The sequence below is a fragment of the Neptunomonas qingdaonensis genome (genome assembly GCF_900113275.1).
In the GTDB taxonomy this organism is placed as follows: Bacteria; Pseudomonadota; Gammaproteobacteria; order Pseudomonadales; family Balneatricaceae; genus Neptunomonas; species Neptunomonas qingdaonensis.
Genome location: NZ_FOOU01000014.1, coordinates 37,862 through 55,642 on the forward strand (window position 1 = coordinate 37,862; position 17,781 = coordinate 55,642).

Annotated in this window: 15 protein-coding genes; 5 read left to right on the top strand and 10 right to left on the bottom strand. The window is 46.3% G+C overall.

What is annotated here, in order from left to right:
* Positions 1-21: 21 nt before the first annotated feature.
* On the top strand, positions 22-2,034 hold the full coding sequence (locus BM099_RS16655) for a CocE/NonD family hydrolase (protein WP_090729586.1): 2,013 nt from the start codon (positions 22-24) through the stop codon (positions 2,032-2,034).
* A 73-nt stretch (positions 2,035-2,107) separates the two neighbouring features.
* Here the strand turns inward: BM099_RS16655 and BM099_RS16660 are convergent, their stop codons facing one another.
* Positions 2,108-2,812, bottom strand: a complete 705-nt coding sequence (locus BM099_RS16660; RefSeq protein ID WP_090729588.1) for a winged helix-turn-helix transcriptional regulator — start codon at positions 2,810-2,812, stop codon at positions 2,108-2,110.
* Positions 2,813-2,961: 149 nt separating this feature from the next.
* Between BM099_RS16660 and BM099_RS16665 the strand changes: the two genes are divergently transcribed.
* Positions 2,962-3,396, top strand: a complete 435-nt coding sequence (locus BM099_RS16665; RefSeq protein WP_090729589.1) for a GFA family protein — start codon at positions 2,962-2,964, stop codon at positions 3,394-3,396.
* Between the two features lie 24 nt (positions 3,397-3,420).
* Positions 3,421-4,356: a carbon-nitrogen hydrolase family protein gene (locus tag BM099_RS16670; protein WP_090729591.1), complete on the top strand. Its 936-nt coding sequence runs from the start codon at positions 3,421-3,423 to the stop codon at positions 4,354-4,356.
* A gap of 61 nt (positions 4,357-4,417) precedes the next feature.
* Here the strand turns inward: BM099_RS16670 and BM099_RS16675 are convergent, their stop codons facing one another.
* The 3 genes from BM099_RS16675 to BM099_RS16685 form a co-directional block, all read right to left on the bottom strand.
* Positions 4,418-5,281, bottom strand: coding sequence for a hypothetical protein (locus tag BM099_RS16675; RefSeq protein ID WP_090729593.1), 864 nt, complete (start codon positions 5,279-5,281; stop codon positions 4,418-4,420).
* Between the two features lie 85 nt (positions 5,282-5,366).
* Entirely contained in the window at positions 5,367-6,410 is a 1,044-nt protein-coding gene (locus BM099_RS16680) for a PEP-CTERM sorting domain-containing protein (protein WP_090729594.1), read from the bottom strand.
* A 235-nt stretch (positions 6,411-6,645) separates the two neighbouring features.
* Entirely contained in the window at positions 6,646-7,353 is a 708-nt protein-coding gene (locus BM099_RS16685) for a tRNA1(Val) (adenine(37)-N6)-methyltransferase (protein ID WP_177201214.1), read from the bottom strand.
* A 733-nt stretch (positions 7,354-8,086) separates the two neighbouring features.
* Between BM099_RS16685 and BM099_RS16690 the strand changes: the two genes are divergently transcribed.
* Complete coding sequence (locus BM099_RS16690; protein WP_177201215.1) at positions 8,087-9,097, top strand: sterol desaturase family protein; 1,011 nt, start codon at positions 8,087-8,089, stop codon at positions 9,095-9,097.
* 173 nt (positions 9,098-9,270) lie between these two features.
* Here the strand turns inward: BM099_RS16690 and BM099_RS16695 are convergent, their stop codons facing one another.
* The 3 genes from BM099_RS16695 to BM099_RS20730 form a co-directional block, all read right to left on the bottom strand.
* Entirely contained in the window at positions 9,271-11,208 is a 1,938-nt protein-coding gene (locus tag BM099_RS16695) for a putative bifunctional diguanylate cyclase/phosphodiesterase (protein WP_198064221.1), read from the bottom strand.
* Positions 11,209-11,546: 338 nt separating this feature from the next.
* Complete coding sequence (locus tag BM099_RS20725; RefSeq protein ID WP_415860149.1) at positions 11,547-12,032, bottom strand: YbfB/YjiJ family MFS transporter; 486 nt, start codon at positions 12,030-12,032, stop codon at positions 11,547-11,549.
* Positions 11,953-12,531: an MFS transporter gene (locus BM099_RS20730; RefSeq protein ID WP_232349121.1), complete on the bottom strand. Its 579-nt coding sequence runs from the start codon at positions 12,529-12,531 to the stop codon at positions 11,953-11,955. The genes BM099_RS20725 and BM099_RS20730 overlap by 80 nt, the downstream gene beginning before the upstream one ends.
* 326 nt (positions 12,532-12,857) lie before the next feature.
* Between BM099_RS20730 and BM099_RS16705 the strand changes: the two genes are divergently transcribed.
* A complete protein-coding gene (locus BM099_RS16705; protein ID WP_090729599.1) occupies positions 12,858-14,762 on the top strand; it encodes a PhoX family protein in 1,905 nt (634 codons plus the stop codon).
* A gap of 107 nt (positions 14,763-14,869) precedes the next feature.
* On the opposite strand, the gene BM099_RS16710 is transcribed toward BM099_RS16705, so the two are convergent.
* Genes BM099_RS16710 through BM099_RS16720 form a run of 3 tightly spaced genes read right to left on the bottom strand, consistent with a single transcriptional unit; the run spans position 14,870 to position 17,555 of the window.
* Positions 14,870-15,481 carry a 3'-5' exonuclease gene (locus BM099_RS16710; protein ID WP_090729707.1) on the bottom strand — a complete coding sequence of 204 codons (612 nt, stop codon included), beginning with the start codon at positions 15,479-15,481 and terminating at the stop codon, positions 14,870-14,872.
* 20 nt (positions 15,482-15,501) lie between these two features.
* On the bottom strand, positions 15,502-16,281 hold the full coding sequence (locus tag BM099_RS16715; protein ID WP_090729601.1) for a hypothetical protein: 780 nt from the start codon (positions 16,279-16,281) through the stop codon (positions 15,502-15,504).
* Complete coding sequence (locus tag BM099_RS16720) at positions 16,281-17,555, bottom strand: extracellular catalytic domain type 2 short-chain-length polyhydroxyalkanoate depolymerase (protein WP_177201216.1); 1,275 nt, start codon at positions 17,553-17,555, stop codon at positions 16,281-16,283. Before BM099_RS16720 ends, BM099_RS16715 begins: the two co-directional genes overlap by 1 nt.
* Positions 17,556-17,781: the final 226 nt, after the last annotated feature.

Sequence of the window (17,781 nt, forward strand, 5' to 3'; positions counted from 1 at the left end):
GATATCGATGAAGGGGGAAATATGACGATTGCTGAACACTCCACATACAAAATCCGACATATCGAACATTGCTGGATCCCGATGACCGATGGCATTCGCCTTTCTGCCCGTATCTGGATGCCAGAAGACGCAGAAACTAACCCTGTACCGGCTATTTTTGAATATATTCCTTACCGTAAGCGTGACGGCGTAAGATTGCGCGACGAAACCATGCATCCGTATTTTGCCGGGCACGGCTATGCTTGTATCCGTGTGGATATACGAGGCAGCGGTGATTCGGAAGGTGTGCTAACAGACGAATACCTGCAACAGGAACTCGACGATGGTGTCACGGTTATTGAGTGGCTGGAAAAACAGCCGTGGTGCGACGGAAATATCGGCATGTATGGGATCTCCTGGGGGGGATTCAACGGCCTTCAGATTGCAGCAATGCAACCGCCACAGCTTAAGGCTATCGTCAGCGTTTGCTCTACCGATGACCGCTATGCCGATGATGTCCACTATATGGGAGGCTGCCTCCTCGGTGATAACCTGTCTTGGGCCTCGACAATGTTTGCCTACAACTCTCTTCCGCCGGATCCGCACATTGTCGGTGACAAGTGGCGCGACATGTGGTTTGAGCGCCTTAAAGGCAGTGGCTTGTGGCTTGATACCTGGCTAAATCATCAGCACCGTGACGAGTACTGGCAGCATGGCTCGATCTGCGAAGATTTTTCTAAAGTACAGACTCCGGTCATGGCGGTCAGCGGGTGGGCCGATGGCTACAGCAATGCGGTTTTTCGCCTCCTCGACAACTTGACCGGGCCGAGGCTCGGACTGATTGGCCCCTGGGGTCATAAGTACCCACATATTGGCGTGCCCGGCCCGGCGATCGGTTTTTTGCAGGAATGTCTGCGCTGGTGGGATAAATGGCTGAAGGGGATTGAGACCGGCATTATGGACGAGCCCATGCTGCGGGCATGGATGCTTAACAGTATGCCTCCATCGACGTTTTACCATCAGCGCTATGGTCGCTGGGTCAGTGAGCCGTCTTGGCCATCACCCAATATCGGGACGCTTGTCTTCAAGCTAGATAAATATCGTCTGAAGAACGAGGACACAGAGATTACGGAGGAGGAGTTGTGCTTGCAGTCACCCTTGAGCAACGGTATGTTTGCCGGCAAATGGTGTTCATATAGTACCACCCCGGATCTTCCCCATGATCAGCGGGAGGAAGAAGGAGGCGCGTTAGTTTTCACAAGCGAGCCTCTCGGCAGCCCACTTGAAATCATGGGGGCAGCCGTGATTGAGCTGGAATTATCGGCCAACAAACCCGTGGCGATGATCTCTGTGCGGCTATCGGATGTGCATCCTGACAACAAGAGCTCACGGGTAACTTATGGCCTGCTGAACCTGACCCATAGAGATAGCCATGCTAATCCGACCCCGCTGCAACCGGACAAGCGCTATCGGGTAAAAGTGCAGCTTAACGGTGTAGCGCAAACCTTTCCCAAAGGCCACCGGATCCGAATTGCCATTTCCTCCTCTTATTTCCCGCTGGCCTGGCCTTCAGGGGAGTCGGCCCGGATCAAGGTTTACACTGGTTGCAGCCGCTTAATACTGCCTAGCCGAACGCCACGTAAAGAGATGATTTCTTTCCCTGAACCAGAGGCTTCCGTCAGCGGTGCCAGGCAGCAACTTCATGAGGGACATCATGACTGGCGAGTGATCCGCGAGCTGGACAAGGATTTTTCTACTTTGGAGGTCATTAACGACAATGGTACTTACCGGCTGGAAGATATCGACCTGATTGTAAAACGCGAGGCGAATGAGTGGTACTCGTATCAATGTGATGACTTTGAGTCGGCCAAGGGTAAGACGCTCTGGCGCTGGGGATTCAGGCGAGGAGACTGGGCGGTAGAGACAGTCACCCGTACCTTACTGCACTGCGATAAGCTTTATTTTTATCTGGATGCAGAGCTTGATGCTTATGAAGGAGACAAGCGCGTTTATTCACAAAACTGGAACCTTCGCATTAAGCGTAATCTGGTTTGAAGCTGGCGCCTGCTGAGCCTTCACCGCCTCTACCAAAATAACCTTTATGCGAGCGTTTTTTAGCATGCATAATTCAATCGATGGTGTCGCCCTTACTAAGTCCGCTCTTAATATTTGCAAAGCCGCTAAATACAAACCAATCTGGAATATGATGGGTTAGGCTTATAGCGCCTCTGACATCCAGTTTTCCCGCAGACTGTGCGTTGGACAGCGTCGTGTCGCCAAGCCATAGTTGCGTCATTGTTTTCAGGTCACTGATAAATATCACGTCTGCATCAAAACCCGGATCGTCAATGCACAGATCGATATCGTTATTTTCTGCCAGCATCCACCAATTTTTGTATTTTTCATCCAGGTCTTTAAATTCAAAGTGCAGTACCGTGCGTCCGTCAGGTAAAGCTTCGCTGTTAATCGTGCGGCGCATGTCCCACATTAACAATTCAACACTCAGATCATCTTGCGACATCTGACTGCGAACCCAGCGTGCGCCCCACTCCCCTAGCCCCATCACTATGGGCTCAAGCTCATGTCCTGCCTGCGTGAGGTGATACTCCCAGTTACGTTGATCATTGGATCGCTTACGCTCGATTAAGCCACGTTCCAATAAAGTATGCAGGCGTTGCGAGAGCATCGTGGGGGAGATTAAGGGCAGGCCACGTTTAAAATCATTATAACGACGGCTACCACACAGTAGTTCACGAATAAGAAGTATGGTCCAACGCTCTCCCAATGCTTCGCACGCTTTGGCGATGGGGCAAAACTGGCCATAGCTTTTCATAGTTACCTCCTTTCCAGGCAATGAAAGCCGACTGCTTAAAAGGCGCACTACAGTTTTCGTAGCTTAAACAACACTTTCCGTACTTAACAGATTCACACTTTATTTGTTTTACTGATACTACACATTACACCAACCAAGGAGAATTCAACATGAGTACTTCAACAGTATATAAAGGCAGCTGTTTTTGTGGTGCGGTTCAATTCACTGTAACCGGTAAGCCAGCCTTACAAGGCTATTGTCATTGTAAGTCATGCAAAACATGGGCTGCGGCCCCTGCCAACGCCTTCACATTGTGGGATCCCAAAAGCGTTAACGTGGCGCAAGGCTCAGATAATATAGCGAGCTTTAATAAAACAGCCAACAGCGAACGCTGCTGGTGCAAAGTCTGCGGAGGCCACCTTTTTTCTAAGCATCCAAGCATGGAATTAACCGATGTGTATGCCGCCGTAATCCCGGATTTCCCTTTCGAACCAGACATACATGTGCACTACCAAGAAGCGACGCTGCATATTTATGATGGCTTACCCAAAATGAAGGACCTACCTGAAGAAGCTGGAGGCTCTGGTGAGTTAATAGCCGAGTAAAAACCTTACAAAAGGAGTTTTATCATGACTACCTTAGCGATTATTCAAAAAGCACCGGTATTTCTTAATAAAGAAAAAACCATAGCAAGCGCGGCAAGCTTTGTTAAAGAAGCCGCTGCGGCGGGTGCTCAACTTGTTATCTTTACCGAAGCCTTTATTCCCGGCTACCCTGCCTGGATCTGGCGCTTAAGGCCAGGAGGTGACTTTGGCTTATCTGCAGAGATACACTCGCGTCTGTTACACAATGCAGTCAACCTTGAAAGCGATGATTTAAATCCACTCTATGAGGCCGCCGCACAATGTAAAGTCACGGTCGTCTGTGGCATGGATGAACGGGAAAGCCAACTCAGCCGGGCGACGCTTTACAATACCGTTATTATTATCGGACCTGACGGCAAACTATTAAACCGACATCGAAAGCTAATGCCAACCAACCCCGAACGCATGGTTTGGGGGTTTGGAGACGCCACGGGCCTGAAAGTAATTAATGCACCCTGTGGCCGTATCGGCACACTCCTATGCTGGGAAAACTTTATGCCTTTGGCCAGGTATGCGCTGTACTCACAAGGTGTTGAAATCTATATTGCGCCAACCTATGACAGTGGTGACGGCTGGATAGGCAGCTTGCAGCATATTGCGCGCGAGGGATGCTGCTGGGTCGTCGGTAGCGGCAATATTTTAAAGGCCAGCGATATCCCAGACGATTTCCCAGAGAAGGCAACACTCTATCCGGATAACGATGAGTGGGTTAACCCGGGTGATTCTGTTGTGATTGCGCCCGGTGGAGAAATTGTTGCCGGGCCAATGCGAAAAGAGGAAGGCATTTTATATTGCGATATTGATTGCGAACGGGTTGCCACCTCCAAACGAGCATTTGATGTGGCCGGTCATTATTCACGACCTGACATTTTCACTTTGCACGTCAATACTAAAAAACAAACACCGATCCATTTTGATTAAGCAAAGGAACTCAGAAAAAAAGAGTTAGTTTAAAAAAAGTGTAGCATATGGGAGCCCTTATTCAGGGCTTGACCATCACGCCTCTGATAAAGCATTGCCAGCCGTTATCAGGAGTGCGTTGTCGACCCGAAATCACAAACATGGTTGGTTGCATAACCTTTGGTAAATCAAGCTCCAACCGAGTTTGATGAACAGCAGGCTCTGCAGCTAACGCCCCTTTTTTGATAGTGAATTGATTATCGATACGGTTGATCGCCAGGGTGTCTGACGACATAGATTTTATCTGCAAATGGGGTAGATCTAAGCGCGTCTCTATCGGCATCTCGATTAAGGTATCAACGTCAATGCCAGCGCTTAAAAGCGTTACGTAAGCTGGCTCACCCGCTTTAAACCAAAGATTTGACTGCTCAATCCAGGTATTGGATGTTGAGCAGGTTCCATTAGGGCCTTTGAAGCTAGAAAAAACCGACGATTGTTCTGCTTGCGGTATTTCTCCTTTCAGCGTGCCTATCTGGGGCACATCTCCTTCAGGCTGTTTTTCTTCTATTAGCCCTGGCCTTTGAATTTTGAATAATCCCAGCCGAAGACCACTGGCGAGTGTAAACTCAAGTAATTGCGGCCCCTCCAAACCACTGACACTATGGCATTGCGCCGAACCTGCTTGCAACGGCCACCGCATCAAAAGGTCTGCCGGCAGCTGTCTCGCGGGCCATCGGGATACCCGCACGGTTTTATTTTTTTCAGATCGATTGGTTAAACAGAGAGTCGGGCTATTACCCTGCCAAAACTCTTGCACAAAGATGCCGTGTTTACTGTTAAGGCCGATTGGGATTTTACTAGCGAGCACTTGAGGAGAAGTAGCAAAAATCAGAGTGGATAACATAGGAAAGATAATAGATGGATGCAATCCAGAAGAGTGTCGCATGTGGTGTCTCCAGAAGATGGGCTCGTCCTGATGGCCGAGCCCAAGATATGCTCAGACTGTATCTTAAGCTATCAAAAAGAGATAATTAAGCAACTTTACTATTCTGACGCTTTAAACCAAACAATCCCAACAAAGCACCGAGCATCAGGTAGATTGTTCCTGGCTCTGGAACCGTATTATTAGCCTGAACGCCAAAATTGGTATAGCCAATATCGCGCATAATACCTACTTCCAATGCACTGATCGTACGCACACCCAGACCATCAATAGTTTGAGCTTCCATCATATAAGTACTGACATTACCCGGGTTTGTATAACAATTATCATCCAGATGAGAACCTGAACTGCCACCTTCCCATGTTGTTGGGGAGTAAATTTCAACGGTATTACCACCGTTGGCTGCAACAGCATTCGCACCCGTGAACTGAAGACCAGCACCACAACCTGACTGCTGACTTCCATCGCCAGATAGTCTCGCTAAATCCCAAGTACTTTGTAGAAGCGAATTATCGGCAGGATTGATAATCGATGTACCATCGAAGCTGGTTAAAAACTCATCAAACGGCGCCCATGCACCAGCATCACCGGGGTTTGTGCCATATCCGTCGCTACCCGTTTCGGTGATCTCAGAAGCAAAGCCTATTGCATGCAATAACTCATGAACAGCCGTTGAAAAGAAATCGAACTCACCTAGTTGAAAATCGTTATCCAGCTCCCAGACAAAGTCGATGAAGTTCCATGTCACTTCACCATCAGCGCTATCAGGACCAGAACTAGGTGTAGGATCTGCTCCACCCAATATTTTGGTCATCACATCGCCCTGTTGAGTAAAGCCAGGGGCAAAGGATGCGCCGTTAAACTTAGAGCCTGCTGCTGCTAACGTGCTTGAACCACCACCGCCGATGGACCCATCCACATCCATTTCAATGGTGGCGTCATAGCTGGTCAAAAAACTACTGACATAATTGGCTGCGGTCTCTAACGCACCCTGACGAGCAGTACCCAGTGCCGCATCATTGAAACCTACACCAGCTGCATCATTGTAATTAAAGTCCCACATAACGGCCGCTTGCGCAGGTGCTGCAGCAATCACTGAACCTATGACTGCGGCGAGAGCTAATTTTTTCATATCCAGATCCTTTAAATATTCATTATTTGTGTAGACCGAAAGCGCAGCGCAGGCTTCCCAATAAAGTTACTAGCCCCCCTACACTCGCAACATCAACCTTTTGGCATACAGTTTTCACAGTAAGCAAAACTTGCGCCAACAATAAATAGTATATTAAAATCATATATATAGAACAATATTAGCATTCGATAATGAATAAATGTGTAAATAAAACGGACGTTTGTTTTAATTAATTTTACGTTTCTACCTGCATCCGCGTGTAATAAGGCTCGAACAGCGCGGCAGCAGCTTTGGTATGGAAGGGATGTTCTTTATAAAGTGTAAATAAACTCTGTTCGACTTCGAGTTCGGCTTGATGACGGCTCAAGCGCATAATTTCACGATGCGCTGAGTGCTGGCTGCTGTTACGCACCAGCATTCGCTGTTGAGGGTAAAGAGAAAGCGATTCAGCCAGCTGGATAATCGCTTCTGATTCTGCCAAAGGCAACAGTATCCAGACCACCCCATCGGCGCTTAATAGCTGATCAATTGCGCTCATCAGATCCGCTAAGGGCAAATGCGTGTTGTGCCGCGCCAAGGCGCTCCGATCACAAGGGTTCTGAGTTGACCCCGTAAAAAAGGGCGGATTGGTAATGATGCAGTCATATTGTTGCCTATTTTGGTCGCTGTGTTGTTGAAGGTGCTGCTGACGACCCAACTTCGCATAGTCGCGAATATCCATCTCTATCAGATTCAGGCGATCTGACCAGGGACTGTTTGCGAAATTTTTTCGCGCTTGCACGGCGGCTTGAGAGTCAAGCTCTACTGCATCGATTTGAGCCGTTGATCGCTGTGCAACAAACAAGCTGAGTAACCCTGTGCCTGCGCCAATATCAAGTATGCGCTGCACTTGCTGCACATCGGCATAAGCACCCAATAACGAGGCATCAGTTGTGACTTTCATGGCACAGTCACCTTGTTCAATGGTGAACTGCTTGCATTGGAAATAACTGTTACGTTTACGCCGGGTCATAAAAACTCTATATCTGGATGGTTGCCGTCTTAAGCTCAATCAGCTCATCTGAATAAGCCATTCATCATATAAGCTGAGGAAGTGATTAAAACGCTAATTATCACAGCGCGGCTTTACTGATGACCAGATCTGATTCAGTTTTATTTTGAATCAGCAACTTACAACTCTGCCTACACTTGTAAAAAACAGCCCTCCACTACAAAGACGCTGCGGAGCCGAGGTTTACGCTTGGCCGCAATAGATAAGCGGCTCCAGGCGATAACAAAACTAATTAGTTCATTTTCCCGCCATGGAAACAGCTAAACCAATGCTCGCAAAGTACAAACAAAATTTACAGGAGTGCACAATCGGTTGAAAAATATATCTGGCAGAATAAGCAAAGTGTGGTCTTAAATTTCTGCTATTGTTCGGGATTTGAATTTGTTACGTTAGAATAATAACGCAAGTTTTTTAAAATTAAATCATTACCCATAAGCCCTTTATAACTAATTCTTGGTACAGTATTTTTACCGAAAATGCGAATCTACTTGTTGCATAACGTCATCTACATGCCGTAATGTCAGAGGCATACTGATGATATATCATTATTACCAACTTAATGAGAAGAGTCACTTTCATTCTCATCTTAAATTTAAACAGTTGTAATATATTAAGGATTATTAAGTTGAATCTACAAAAATCAGTTGAAATACAAACGGATATGACTCTAACTGGTTGGCGTTATATATGGCCCCTGTTATTAATAATGGTTTTATTAGGCTTTTGCCTGTTTAAAGCCATGTGGCCTTTTTTTGTTGCCGACAATCCTTGGCAAGACATACTGTATTCTCTAAAGCGTGTTTACTGGTCGTTCTGGCAATCTGCGCTTTTTTCACCCTGGTTCTATATCGGAGTGCCCCTTCTTCTGATTATGCAAGTGTTGTGGCCTGTTCAACGTAATGTAAAAAACTTGGGTTCTTCCCTACGAATGGATTTTTTATATTTACTTATAATGATCCCTTTCTACGCAATAACTGTTCCGTTATTTTTTAGTTTTTTAGGCGAGGTATATGAGCAGTATTTCTCAATAATAAACTTATCGGCATTGGTTCATCATATTCCATTATTAGAGATAATTTTAGGCATATTGGTTATCGACTTTCTAGGATGGATGCACCACTTGGTTCGGCATAAAGTTCCGGTTTTTTGGGACTTCCATGCAATCCACCATTCACAAACGAAAATGAACCCCTTCACCAATGAGAGAGTGCATCCTCTGGATGTTTTAATTGCCCGAATTATTAAATACATACCGGCACTTTTCTTTGAAGATGCAATTAGCGTGGGATTTTCTTATTTGGTTTTACACGCATTTCTTGATCGTTTGAATCACTCCAATATTCGTACTAACTTAGGAGTGTTTAGGTATCTTCTTGTTACTCCTCAGTCTCACCGAGTACATCACTCTAAACAAAAAGAACATTATGATAAAAATTTTGGTGTAACATTAAGTATCTGGGACTATTGTTTTGGTACGCAGGTTCGTGACTATTCCGTTTATCCTAAAACAGGGGTTCCCGATCAGAATTTTCCCCTAGAACAGCCCTCAGATCTTTCTATTGCTAATTGTATTCATGTTTGGATTAAACAATTCATCTACCCATTTAGGGTCGCGTGCCATAAAGCCTTCTATTAACATATTGTCAATATACACGATCAATGGTGAACTGCTTGCATTGGAAATAACTGTTACGTTTACGCCGGGTCATAAAAACTCTATATCTGGATGGTTGCCGTCTTAAGCTCAATAAGCTCATCTGAATAAGCCATTCATCATATAAGCTGAGGAAGTAATTAAAACGCTAATTATCACAGCGCGGCTTTACTGATGACCAGATCTGATTCAGTTTTATTTTTTTCAGCTTTGTGTTTTATTATAAAGTCTACCAAGTCGGCATGTTTAAGAGGACAAGAGAGGAAGTAACCCTGCACCCAATCGCAGCCGATATCCTGCAGATACTCTAATTGTCTTTTAGTTTTCACACCCTCAGCTACCACTCTAAGGTCATATAGATTACCAAGATTATTGATGATCTTAACCATTTTCTTTCGGCCGGCATGCTCTGAAAAAAGATCATCCACAAATGAAGCATCGATTTTAAGACAATCAACCGGGTAGTTATTCAGTTGCGCAAAAGCCGTATGCCCTGTTCCAAAGTCATCCAGCGCCAGTGTTATACCTAACGCTTTTAACTGATCAAGCCTGGCAACACTCTGAGCATCCCCCTGAACAAAAGCCGCCTCGGTAATTTCCAACTCTACAGAAGAAGGTGATACCTGATACTTTTCTAACAGCGCTCCGACCATCCCGGGAAACGCCTCATTGTGTAATTCCACTCCGGAAATATTGATACAAAGCCTGCCATCAAAGCCTTGTATTAACTGCAGATCAGAAAAACAGCTTAAGCTATTTTCAATGACCCAAAGGTCGATCTCTTTTATCACACCCATCTTTTCAGCCACAGGGATAAACTGATCCGGGCCAATAGCATCGACCGCCAAATTAGGACAGCGCAACAGAACCTCAATACCGACAATTTCCAGTGTGCTGCACTTAAACAAAGGCATATATAACAACGAGAACAGGTTTAACTCTAACGCTACTTTTAAACCTTCTTCAATCCGGCGCCGCTCACGCAGTGCCTGAGTAATACTTTTCGTGTAGAAATCATAGCGATTTCGGCCATTTTGCTTGGCTTCATACATTGCCAAGTCAGCATGGTGAAGCAGCTCATCCGGTGTTTCAGCATCCTCAGGAAACACCGCTATACCAATACTGGCAAAGACGGAATGGGTACTTTCTATCGTTTCAAAACCATTCTTAAATATGCCAAGCACCCGTTCTGCAACACTGGCCGCACATTCAGGGGTATTGATATCATTTAAGATGACGACAAATTCATCCCCGCCCAATCGCGCTAATTCATCAAATTTATCGTTAAGTACTATATCTGTCGGCCGCACCGCCTCTTTAAGCCGTTCGCTAAAGCGGCACAGTAAATCGTCGCCTACCTCATGACCGTAGTTATCATTAACCTGTTTAAAATTATCAAGATCGATATAAAGTAAGCCGACGCGCTTTTGCTCTTTATCTGCACGTTTTAACAAACGAGTCAGATTATTCCTGAAGTTACGCCGATTTGGTAAACCGGTTAGCGCATCGTAATAGGCTAGCTTACGCAGATCTTCATCGTGTAACTGGATGATCATCTCATCCGCGCGGTCTTTTGAGTGTAAAACCGCTAAACAAATAATACATAACACAAAGAGTGTTACTTCAAAGCGCACTGATTCAATAAATGAGTAACTCACCATTAACAGGGCTGACAAGGGTGTAAATAGTAGCAAGCTGCTAATGATGATAAAGCAACCGTAAAGCGTCACCGCTGTTTTAAAGCGGTTAACAAACAGGTTCATCGCCAATAGTGGATAAATCCATAGCATCCCGGTATGTTCATGCCCGCCGGTTACTAAAAGCGCCAGCGGCAATACAAATAGATTAATATTTAACAGATGAACAGCGGATTCGATATGTGTCGTACGGTAGAGTAAGTAGATAATCACCGTACCACTCAGCGAGCAGGCAAAGAGTATGCTGGCCAGCAGATAAGATTGATTCGTGTAGCTTATCCCACTAAAAAGCAGTAAAAAAAAGAAACCCATCAATGCCTGAATTTTACACAGGCGTAAACGCGTTGCGCACTGCACTTCAAGCATTTCTTGGCGACTTTTATTGTGATGGTTCAACCGTACCTCCATTTGCGCAGCTTACAACACCCGATACTCCAGCAAATTGACTTTAGCTAATTTATAATAACTGAATATATAGTCTTGAATTTTAAGTAAATTTCCTGCCAACCATTCTTTCGTATTACATACTATGGCTATAAAGTAGTCAGGCATTTACTATTCGTCAAATTTGATTAAGGGACTATCATCCATCAGATAACCCTTATATTTATTGGGATATTTATTGGCAAATAGAAATACAAATCACATAAACGGGGAGAGAACTTTAAGCATTCTCATTATTGAGCGCTTCTCATAATCGTCAGATTCTTAATGCGGGATCTTTATTAAGGACTTCAACAAAGCGGATTACCCATATACTTTTCTACGTCCTGTTGTTCGGTCAGATAAATATACAAAGCAAGCACCACTAACAGCAGCGCATCGATTGCGATTACCCAATAGACTCTTTCCAGACTACCGCTGATATCCTGAATAAATCCTGCCATCAGATTACCCAGTGCGCCACCCAGCCCGAAAGTCACCATACCGATGCCGTTTATCTGCATCGTAGCGGTAGAAGAATAGTGCTGGTTAACCCAACCGGCAACGATCCCCCACATAGGAAAATACATCAGGCCATAACCGAAGCCGGCAAATACGGCAAAATAAGCCGGATCGTATACAAATGCAAAAAGCCCCGATGAAAAGCCACCAAATACGATCAACAGTGCTATCCCATGCCCTTTGCTATCGGCCAGTTTACCCGTCAAAAAACCAGCGATCATGCCGGTCACACCGGCTATCGTCCATGTATAGCCACCCAATGCGGGAGGTAACATTAATTCTGCCAGATAAGTGTTCAACCAGGTAGAGAACGGCATTGTGGCAAAGCCAACCATTCAAACCGTAACCCCAAGCAGTACCGCTGGAGGCACTGGACAGGCATGTTGAACAAAGTGACGGACGCGCATAACGGGTTATCAATTCGACTATTGCGCCCCAACTGATCGCGGCACAGGCTGCCATACACCTTAACACCAACAAAACCACCATTGGGTCATCCAGTGCTGCCATGACAAACAAGAGCACACTTGTTACAGAGCCGGTAATCAGCACCAGCCACTCTGAAGCAATTCGGTGCCCGACCAGCCCCAATAGCATCGTCCCGCCGAGATAAGACAACTGAGTCAGCGCACCAATCGTAGCCAGGTGCCAATGGCTGATGTCAATCGACTCCTTCATCAGGGGCACCAATGCCGCAAACAGAAATACACCAAAGCCGTGACTAATAATCTGGTTTACCCCGAAGTCATTCGCATCAAGCGCTCTCCATGACATTAGAATCATTGCTCAAGAGCTTATAAACATCGGCTTGGAACCCCATCATGCCTTAACTCGTAAACCGATCAATATTAGCTATCACTATTTAATTTCACTGAATTATGACAGGTGAAATATTTGCCAATTGCCCTGTTACGAACCTTTATGGTAGTTGTTGAAACACTTAATGTCACAGCAGAAAAAAACCTTCCTTTTGTGGCCACCTACGAGCCGATGTCATCTTTTGTTAACAAATCATGGTTAGCCTGTTGCTCATTCGCTTTCGCCGCCAGCGTTTTGGCTAAACTCTAATCTGACAAGTAAATGAAAACTGGATATCTGTAATGAACAAATCTGAACTTCAGCAAGACTCAGCTTACCGTGAAGATGACGACTCTGACTTTTCCACCCTGATTGAAAGCGGCTTAAGCCGTCGTCGCTTTATGCAAGGCGGCGCTGCAGCAATGGGGCTGTTTCTGGCTGCGAATCCGTTAGCACAAGCCATAGCCGCCGTATCTTCGCCGACCAGTAAACTACTGGGATTTACAGCTTTGCCTACCAGCACCTCAGATGACTTTATTGTTCCGCAAGGCTATATCGCGCAACCACTCATTTCCTGGGGGGATCCGATTCTCAAAAATGCGCCAGCATTTGATGAGTCGGGTACGCAAACAAGTGCTGCCCAGGCTGGCCAGTTTGGTGATAACACCGATGGTATGAGGTTTTTTCCACTCTCTGAAAACCGGGCTTTGCTAGCAGTCAATAATGAATACACTAACTATTTGCTGCTGTTCGCCCATCAGGGCAAACAACTGACAGCAGATGATGTAAAAAAAGCACAAGCGGCTCACGGTGTCTCTATCTTTGAAGTAGAACGTAAAAACGATGGTCACTGGCATTATCTGAAAGAATCCAGCTACAACCGTCGCATTACCGCGAATACCGAGATGGAACTCACGGGTGCGGCTGCCGGCCACCCACTGCTGAAAACGAATGCCGATCCATCAGGTAAAAAAGTACTGGGAACATTTAACAACTGTTCCAATGGCGAAACACCGTGGGGAACCTACCTGACCTGCGAAGAGAACTTTAACGGTTACTTTGCCGCCCCTGGCGCAGAAATGGATCAGCATCAGAAACGTTACGGCCTGAAAGCAGATAAAAACAAATATCAGTGGCATACATTTGACTCACGTTTTGATATGTCACAAGAGCCTAACGAACCACATCGCCACGGCTGGGTGGTTGAAATTGATCCTATGGATCCAACATCAACACCTAAAAAGCGCACGGCACTGGGGCGCTTCAAGCATGAGAATGCAGCGCTCACCCTAGCCGACAACGGACATCTGGTAGTCTATCTGGGTGATGATGAGCGCGGCGAACATCTGTATAAATTTGTTTCTAAAAACCGTTACAACCCAGACAATAAAGCGGCTAACCGCGACCTGCTAGAAGACGGCACACTGTTTGCTGCGCGGTTTAATGCAGATGAAGGTGAGTTAAAAGGCGCGGGTGAATGGCTTGAACTAACGCACGGTAAAAACGGCCTCACAGCAGAGAATGGCTTTGCTGATCAGGCCAGCGTACTCATCTATGCACGTGAAGCCGCGACAGTCGTTGGCGCTACCACAATGGATCGTCCTGAATGGGTAGCCGTGCACCCTGACAACAAAACCGTTTTCTGCACACTCACTAACAATAAAAACCGCGGCATCCAAGACAATCAACCAGTCACAGGGCCTAACCCACGCGCTGAAAACAAATATGGCCAGATCGTTCGCTGGGAACCAGACAGCGCTGACCATACCAGCCGTGCATTTACGTGGGATCTTTTCCTGGTTGCGGGTAACCCAAGCGTACATAAAGACTTCTATGCCGGTAGTGCCAACATAACCGACGAAAACATGTTTAACAGTCCTGATGGATTAGGGTTCGACAAGGCAGGTCGCTTATGGATTTTGACGGATGGAAAATATTCAAATGAAGGCGACTTTGCAGGCATGGGCAATAACCAGATGCTGTGTGCTGACCCCGTCTCAGGTGAAGTACGCCGTTTTGCGACTGGCCCTATCGCGTGTGAAATCACCGGTCTGACCTTCTCGCCAGATCAGCGCAGCATGTTTGTCGGCGTGCAACACCCAGGTGAAAAAAACGCTCCCTCACACTTCCCTGCTGGCGGCAACAGCAAACCTCGCTCAACCATTATGGTTATTCAACGTGAGGATGGCGGCATTATCGGCGCGTAAATACAGCTAAGAAGGTTCTAAAGCCCTTCATTAAGAGGGGCTTTTTTATGCTGGCATGGAATCTATCCATACCTGCTCTCATCATGGAGAATCCATGACATGGTAATTTAATAAAGCTTAAGCAGCTTGGCCACGGAGTGCTTCGGTGTTTTGGCTATTTTCTGCATCAGTTTGAAGGGGATTTCATTCAGGCCGTACTGTTTATTAATACTATCCAGCATACTGAGCCACAGCTTAGCGGCCATTTCTGAATCATAAAGCGCCCTATGAAATACCCCCTCACTGGGGATATTCGCATACCGCACCAGCGTGCCCAACTTATGATCGGGTGAATGCTGATAAATTCGACGAGCCACCAGCATTGAGCAGGCAAACTCACCTGAATAACGTCTGGATACCTGCCCTAGCTCCGCATCTAAAAAGCGTTTATCAAACGATGCATTATGAGCGACCAGATTATAGCCATGGATAAAATCAGCAAATTCATACATCACCTCGGCGCACGAAGGTGCACCCTTAAGCATTACATTACTGATACCGGTGTAATCTTCTATAAAACCACTGACGCGCCGGCCCGGATTCATCAACTGCTGAAAACGTCCGGTTATCTCCCCATTCTCAATACGTACCGCTCCGATTTCAATGGCGCGATCACCCATATCAGGAGAAAGGCCCGTGGTCTCAAAGTCCAATACAACGACGGAGCTGGCATTAAGCATATCAATAGCTTCCACGTAAACTAATCAAGCAGTATCGCAACAACACGGCCTAACTCACCATATTGTAAGGAGAATTCAACATTAGGCTGAACTTCCATTACCCCAGCATAAGAGCCTGTTATTACCACCTGCCCCGCTTTAACATCAATACCTCGTTGCCGGAGAAAATTGACTAGCCAGAACAACGGACGTTGTGGAAACTGGTGAGGATGCTTACCCGCCCTTTCTTCTGAGAAAGACTGCTGCAACGTAAAATTAATCTCGGACGCCACGAAGGCTTGCTCCAGACTAATCTCGGGACCTAAAAACACCCCTTGGTTAAACAGACCATCAGCCAGATGCTCTAGATAACTCACCTCATCCGGGGCAAGATAACGGCTTTGAATCAGCTCAAGAGCCAGATAAGCATTGCCCAGTGCCGCTACAATCTGCTGGTCACTATAGTGCTCAGCCCTGGCAGGCAGGTCCTGCTCAAACCTGAAGGCTATTTCCGGCTCTATTTTACAAACGCCGTTATCCAATTTAACCGGACACGGCGATTGATTAAAGACAGTGCTGGCGAAAATAGGTGAGGCGATAAGCTTATCGGCATCGGGCAACGCACACTTCCAGCCACCGACGCTGTCGATCTGTTTATCTGCCATCCTATCGACTACCGCTTGCTGTATCGCAAACGCATCCTGCAAGGTTTGCGGCCGCAACGCTGGCGCTAACCGTGCCGTTATTGTGTTGTTAATACGGCGTGTTAATAGCGCGTCGGCCGCCTGTGCTATCTGTACCGGCCCCTGTGAATATTGCATTACTGAGTGACTGCCGGAAGCTGCGCCGCTTCTGATGGGGAAAGCTCAGATGGCACTGATTCAGATGAAATAAGTCCAGATGTTGCCGGTGTAACAGCCGATTGAGCAGAAGAGGTAAGACGATCTATCATCTTTTTAATCGCTTTCATCTGTGGTGCATCTTTTTGCGCATAGGTAAACGGCGGCAAATTTGCGCTTGTATATCCCCAAAAATCCCAGCAACCGCGCGGATTAATAGGATTAATCGATGATTTTTTTACCTGTGGATAGAGAATGATCAGATTATTGTTATCTGCCACTTCGTTATAGCCGGTTTCTTCAATGTAAGTGGTTCCTATCACCGATATTCCCTGACGGCATCCATGCAGAGAGACGTGCACACGGCACTGCTCAGTTGTGCATGACTGCGGAATATAAACGTAAGCATCATCATCCATGCTGGTGTTATCCGTGTCTAAAAACTCTTTCTGGTTAAAACGCAACAACTCCCCGTGCAACATTTTTTCTGCTTCTGGCTCTACTGCATGTTCTGCTATTTTTTCTGGCATGGGAGACAAAACAGGCGCTTCATTTAACTCGCCATAAATATGAGCAAGCAGTTTTCTGGCCTGCGCTATATCACAGTTATTGATGTAAGGAGATTGAGTAACATCACAGGGCGCATCACTGGCATCATTAGTAATAAATGCGTGTCCCGCATCTATGCTTTTATTATAGAAAATATGTTCATCCGGCAAACCCAGGGCGCGATAAAATGCCTGCGTAGCATCAACAACACCGGTCACGACAGTATCATCATTACGTCCTGAAAAAATATACACCTTGTCATCCAGCAGATTGGACAAATCATCAATCTCCCCTGCTGTCAGGGCGTCTTTTGCCTGAGCCGCTAAATCACTCCCATTGGGAAAAAACCATGCCGGGCAGATAAACCAAGTGTATTTACAGGGATCCATACAACTGGTAAGCGCATTATTCAGCGGCGATAACCATGAAAAAGTAGAGGCACAATTCCACGGACCTCCCGCAATAATAGCGGCACCGACTAAATCTTTGGAATACGCCACATGAAATTGAGACGCCATAAATGCACCGGAAGACAAACCGGAAATCGAGGTTTGATCCGGGAGTGCATTCAGCCCGGGCAAACGAGGCTGTATGGCACTGGCCGTGTGCGCTGCCAGCATGATCAGTAATAGGGTCATGAGCCTGATCATCAATCTGCTCAGTGCCATACTATTAAACCCACCCACTAATAAAATATTTTTCAGCATCTTACTTCCCTATAATTATTTGAGCATTACGAGAGCACGAACTAACAGCAACTCGCTAGCGGCTACGTTGAACAAACTCCAAGTCTGGCCAATCAATGCAATAAGTCATGGGGTTACACCGCCAGGCACTGGCGTGAGCCTTGATGCACAAGAGTCTCCCCCCTGCCTCAACATCACCAATGCCTTCCTAGTGATAAGCGGCATCAATCACGACGGCAGCAACTTT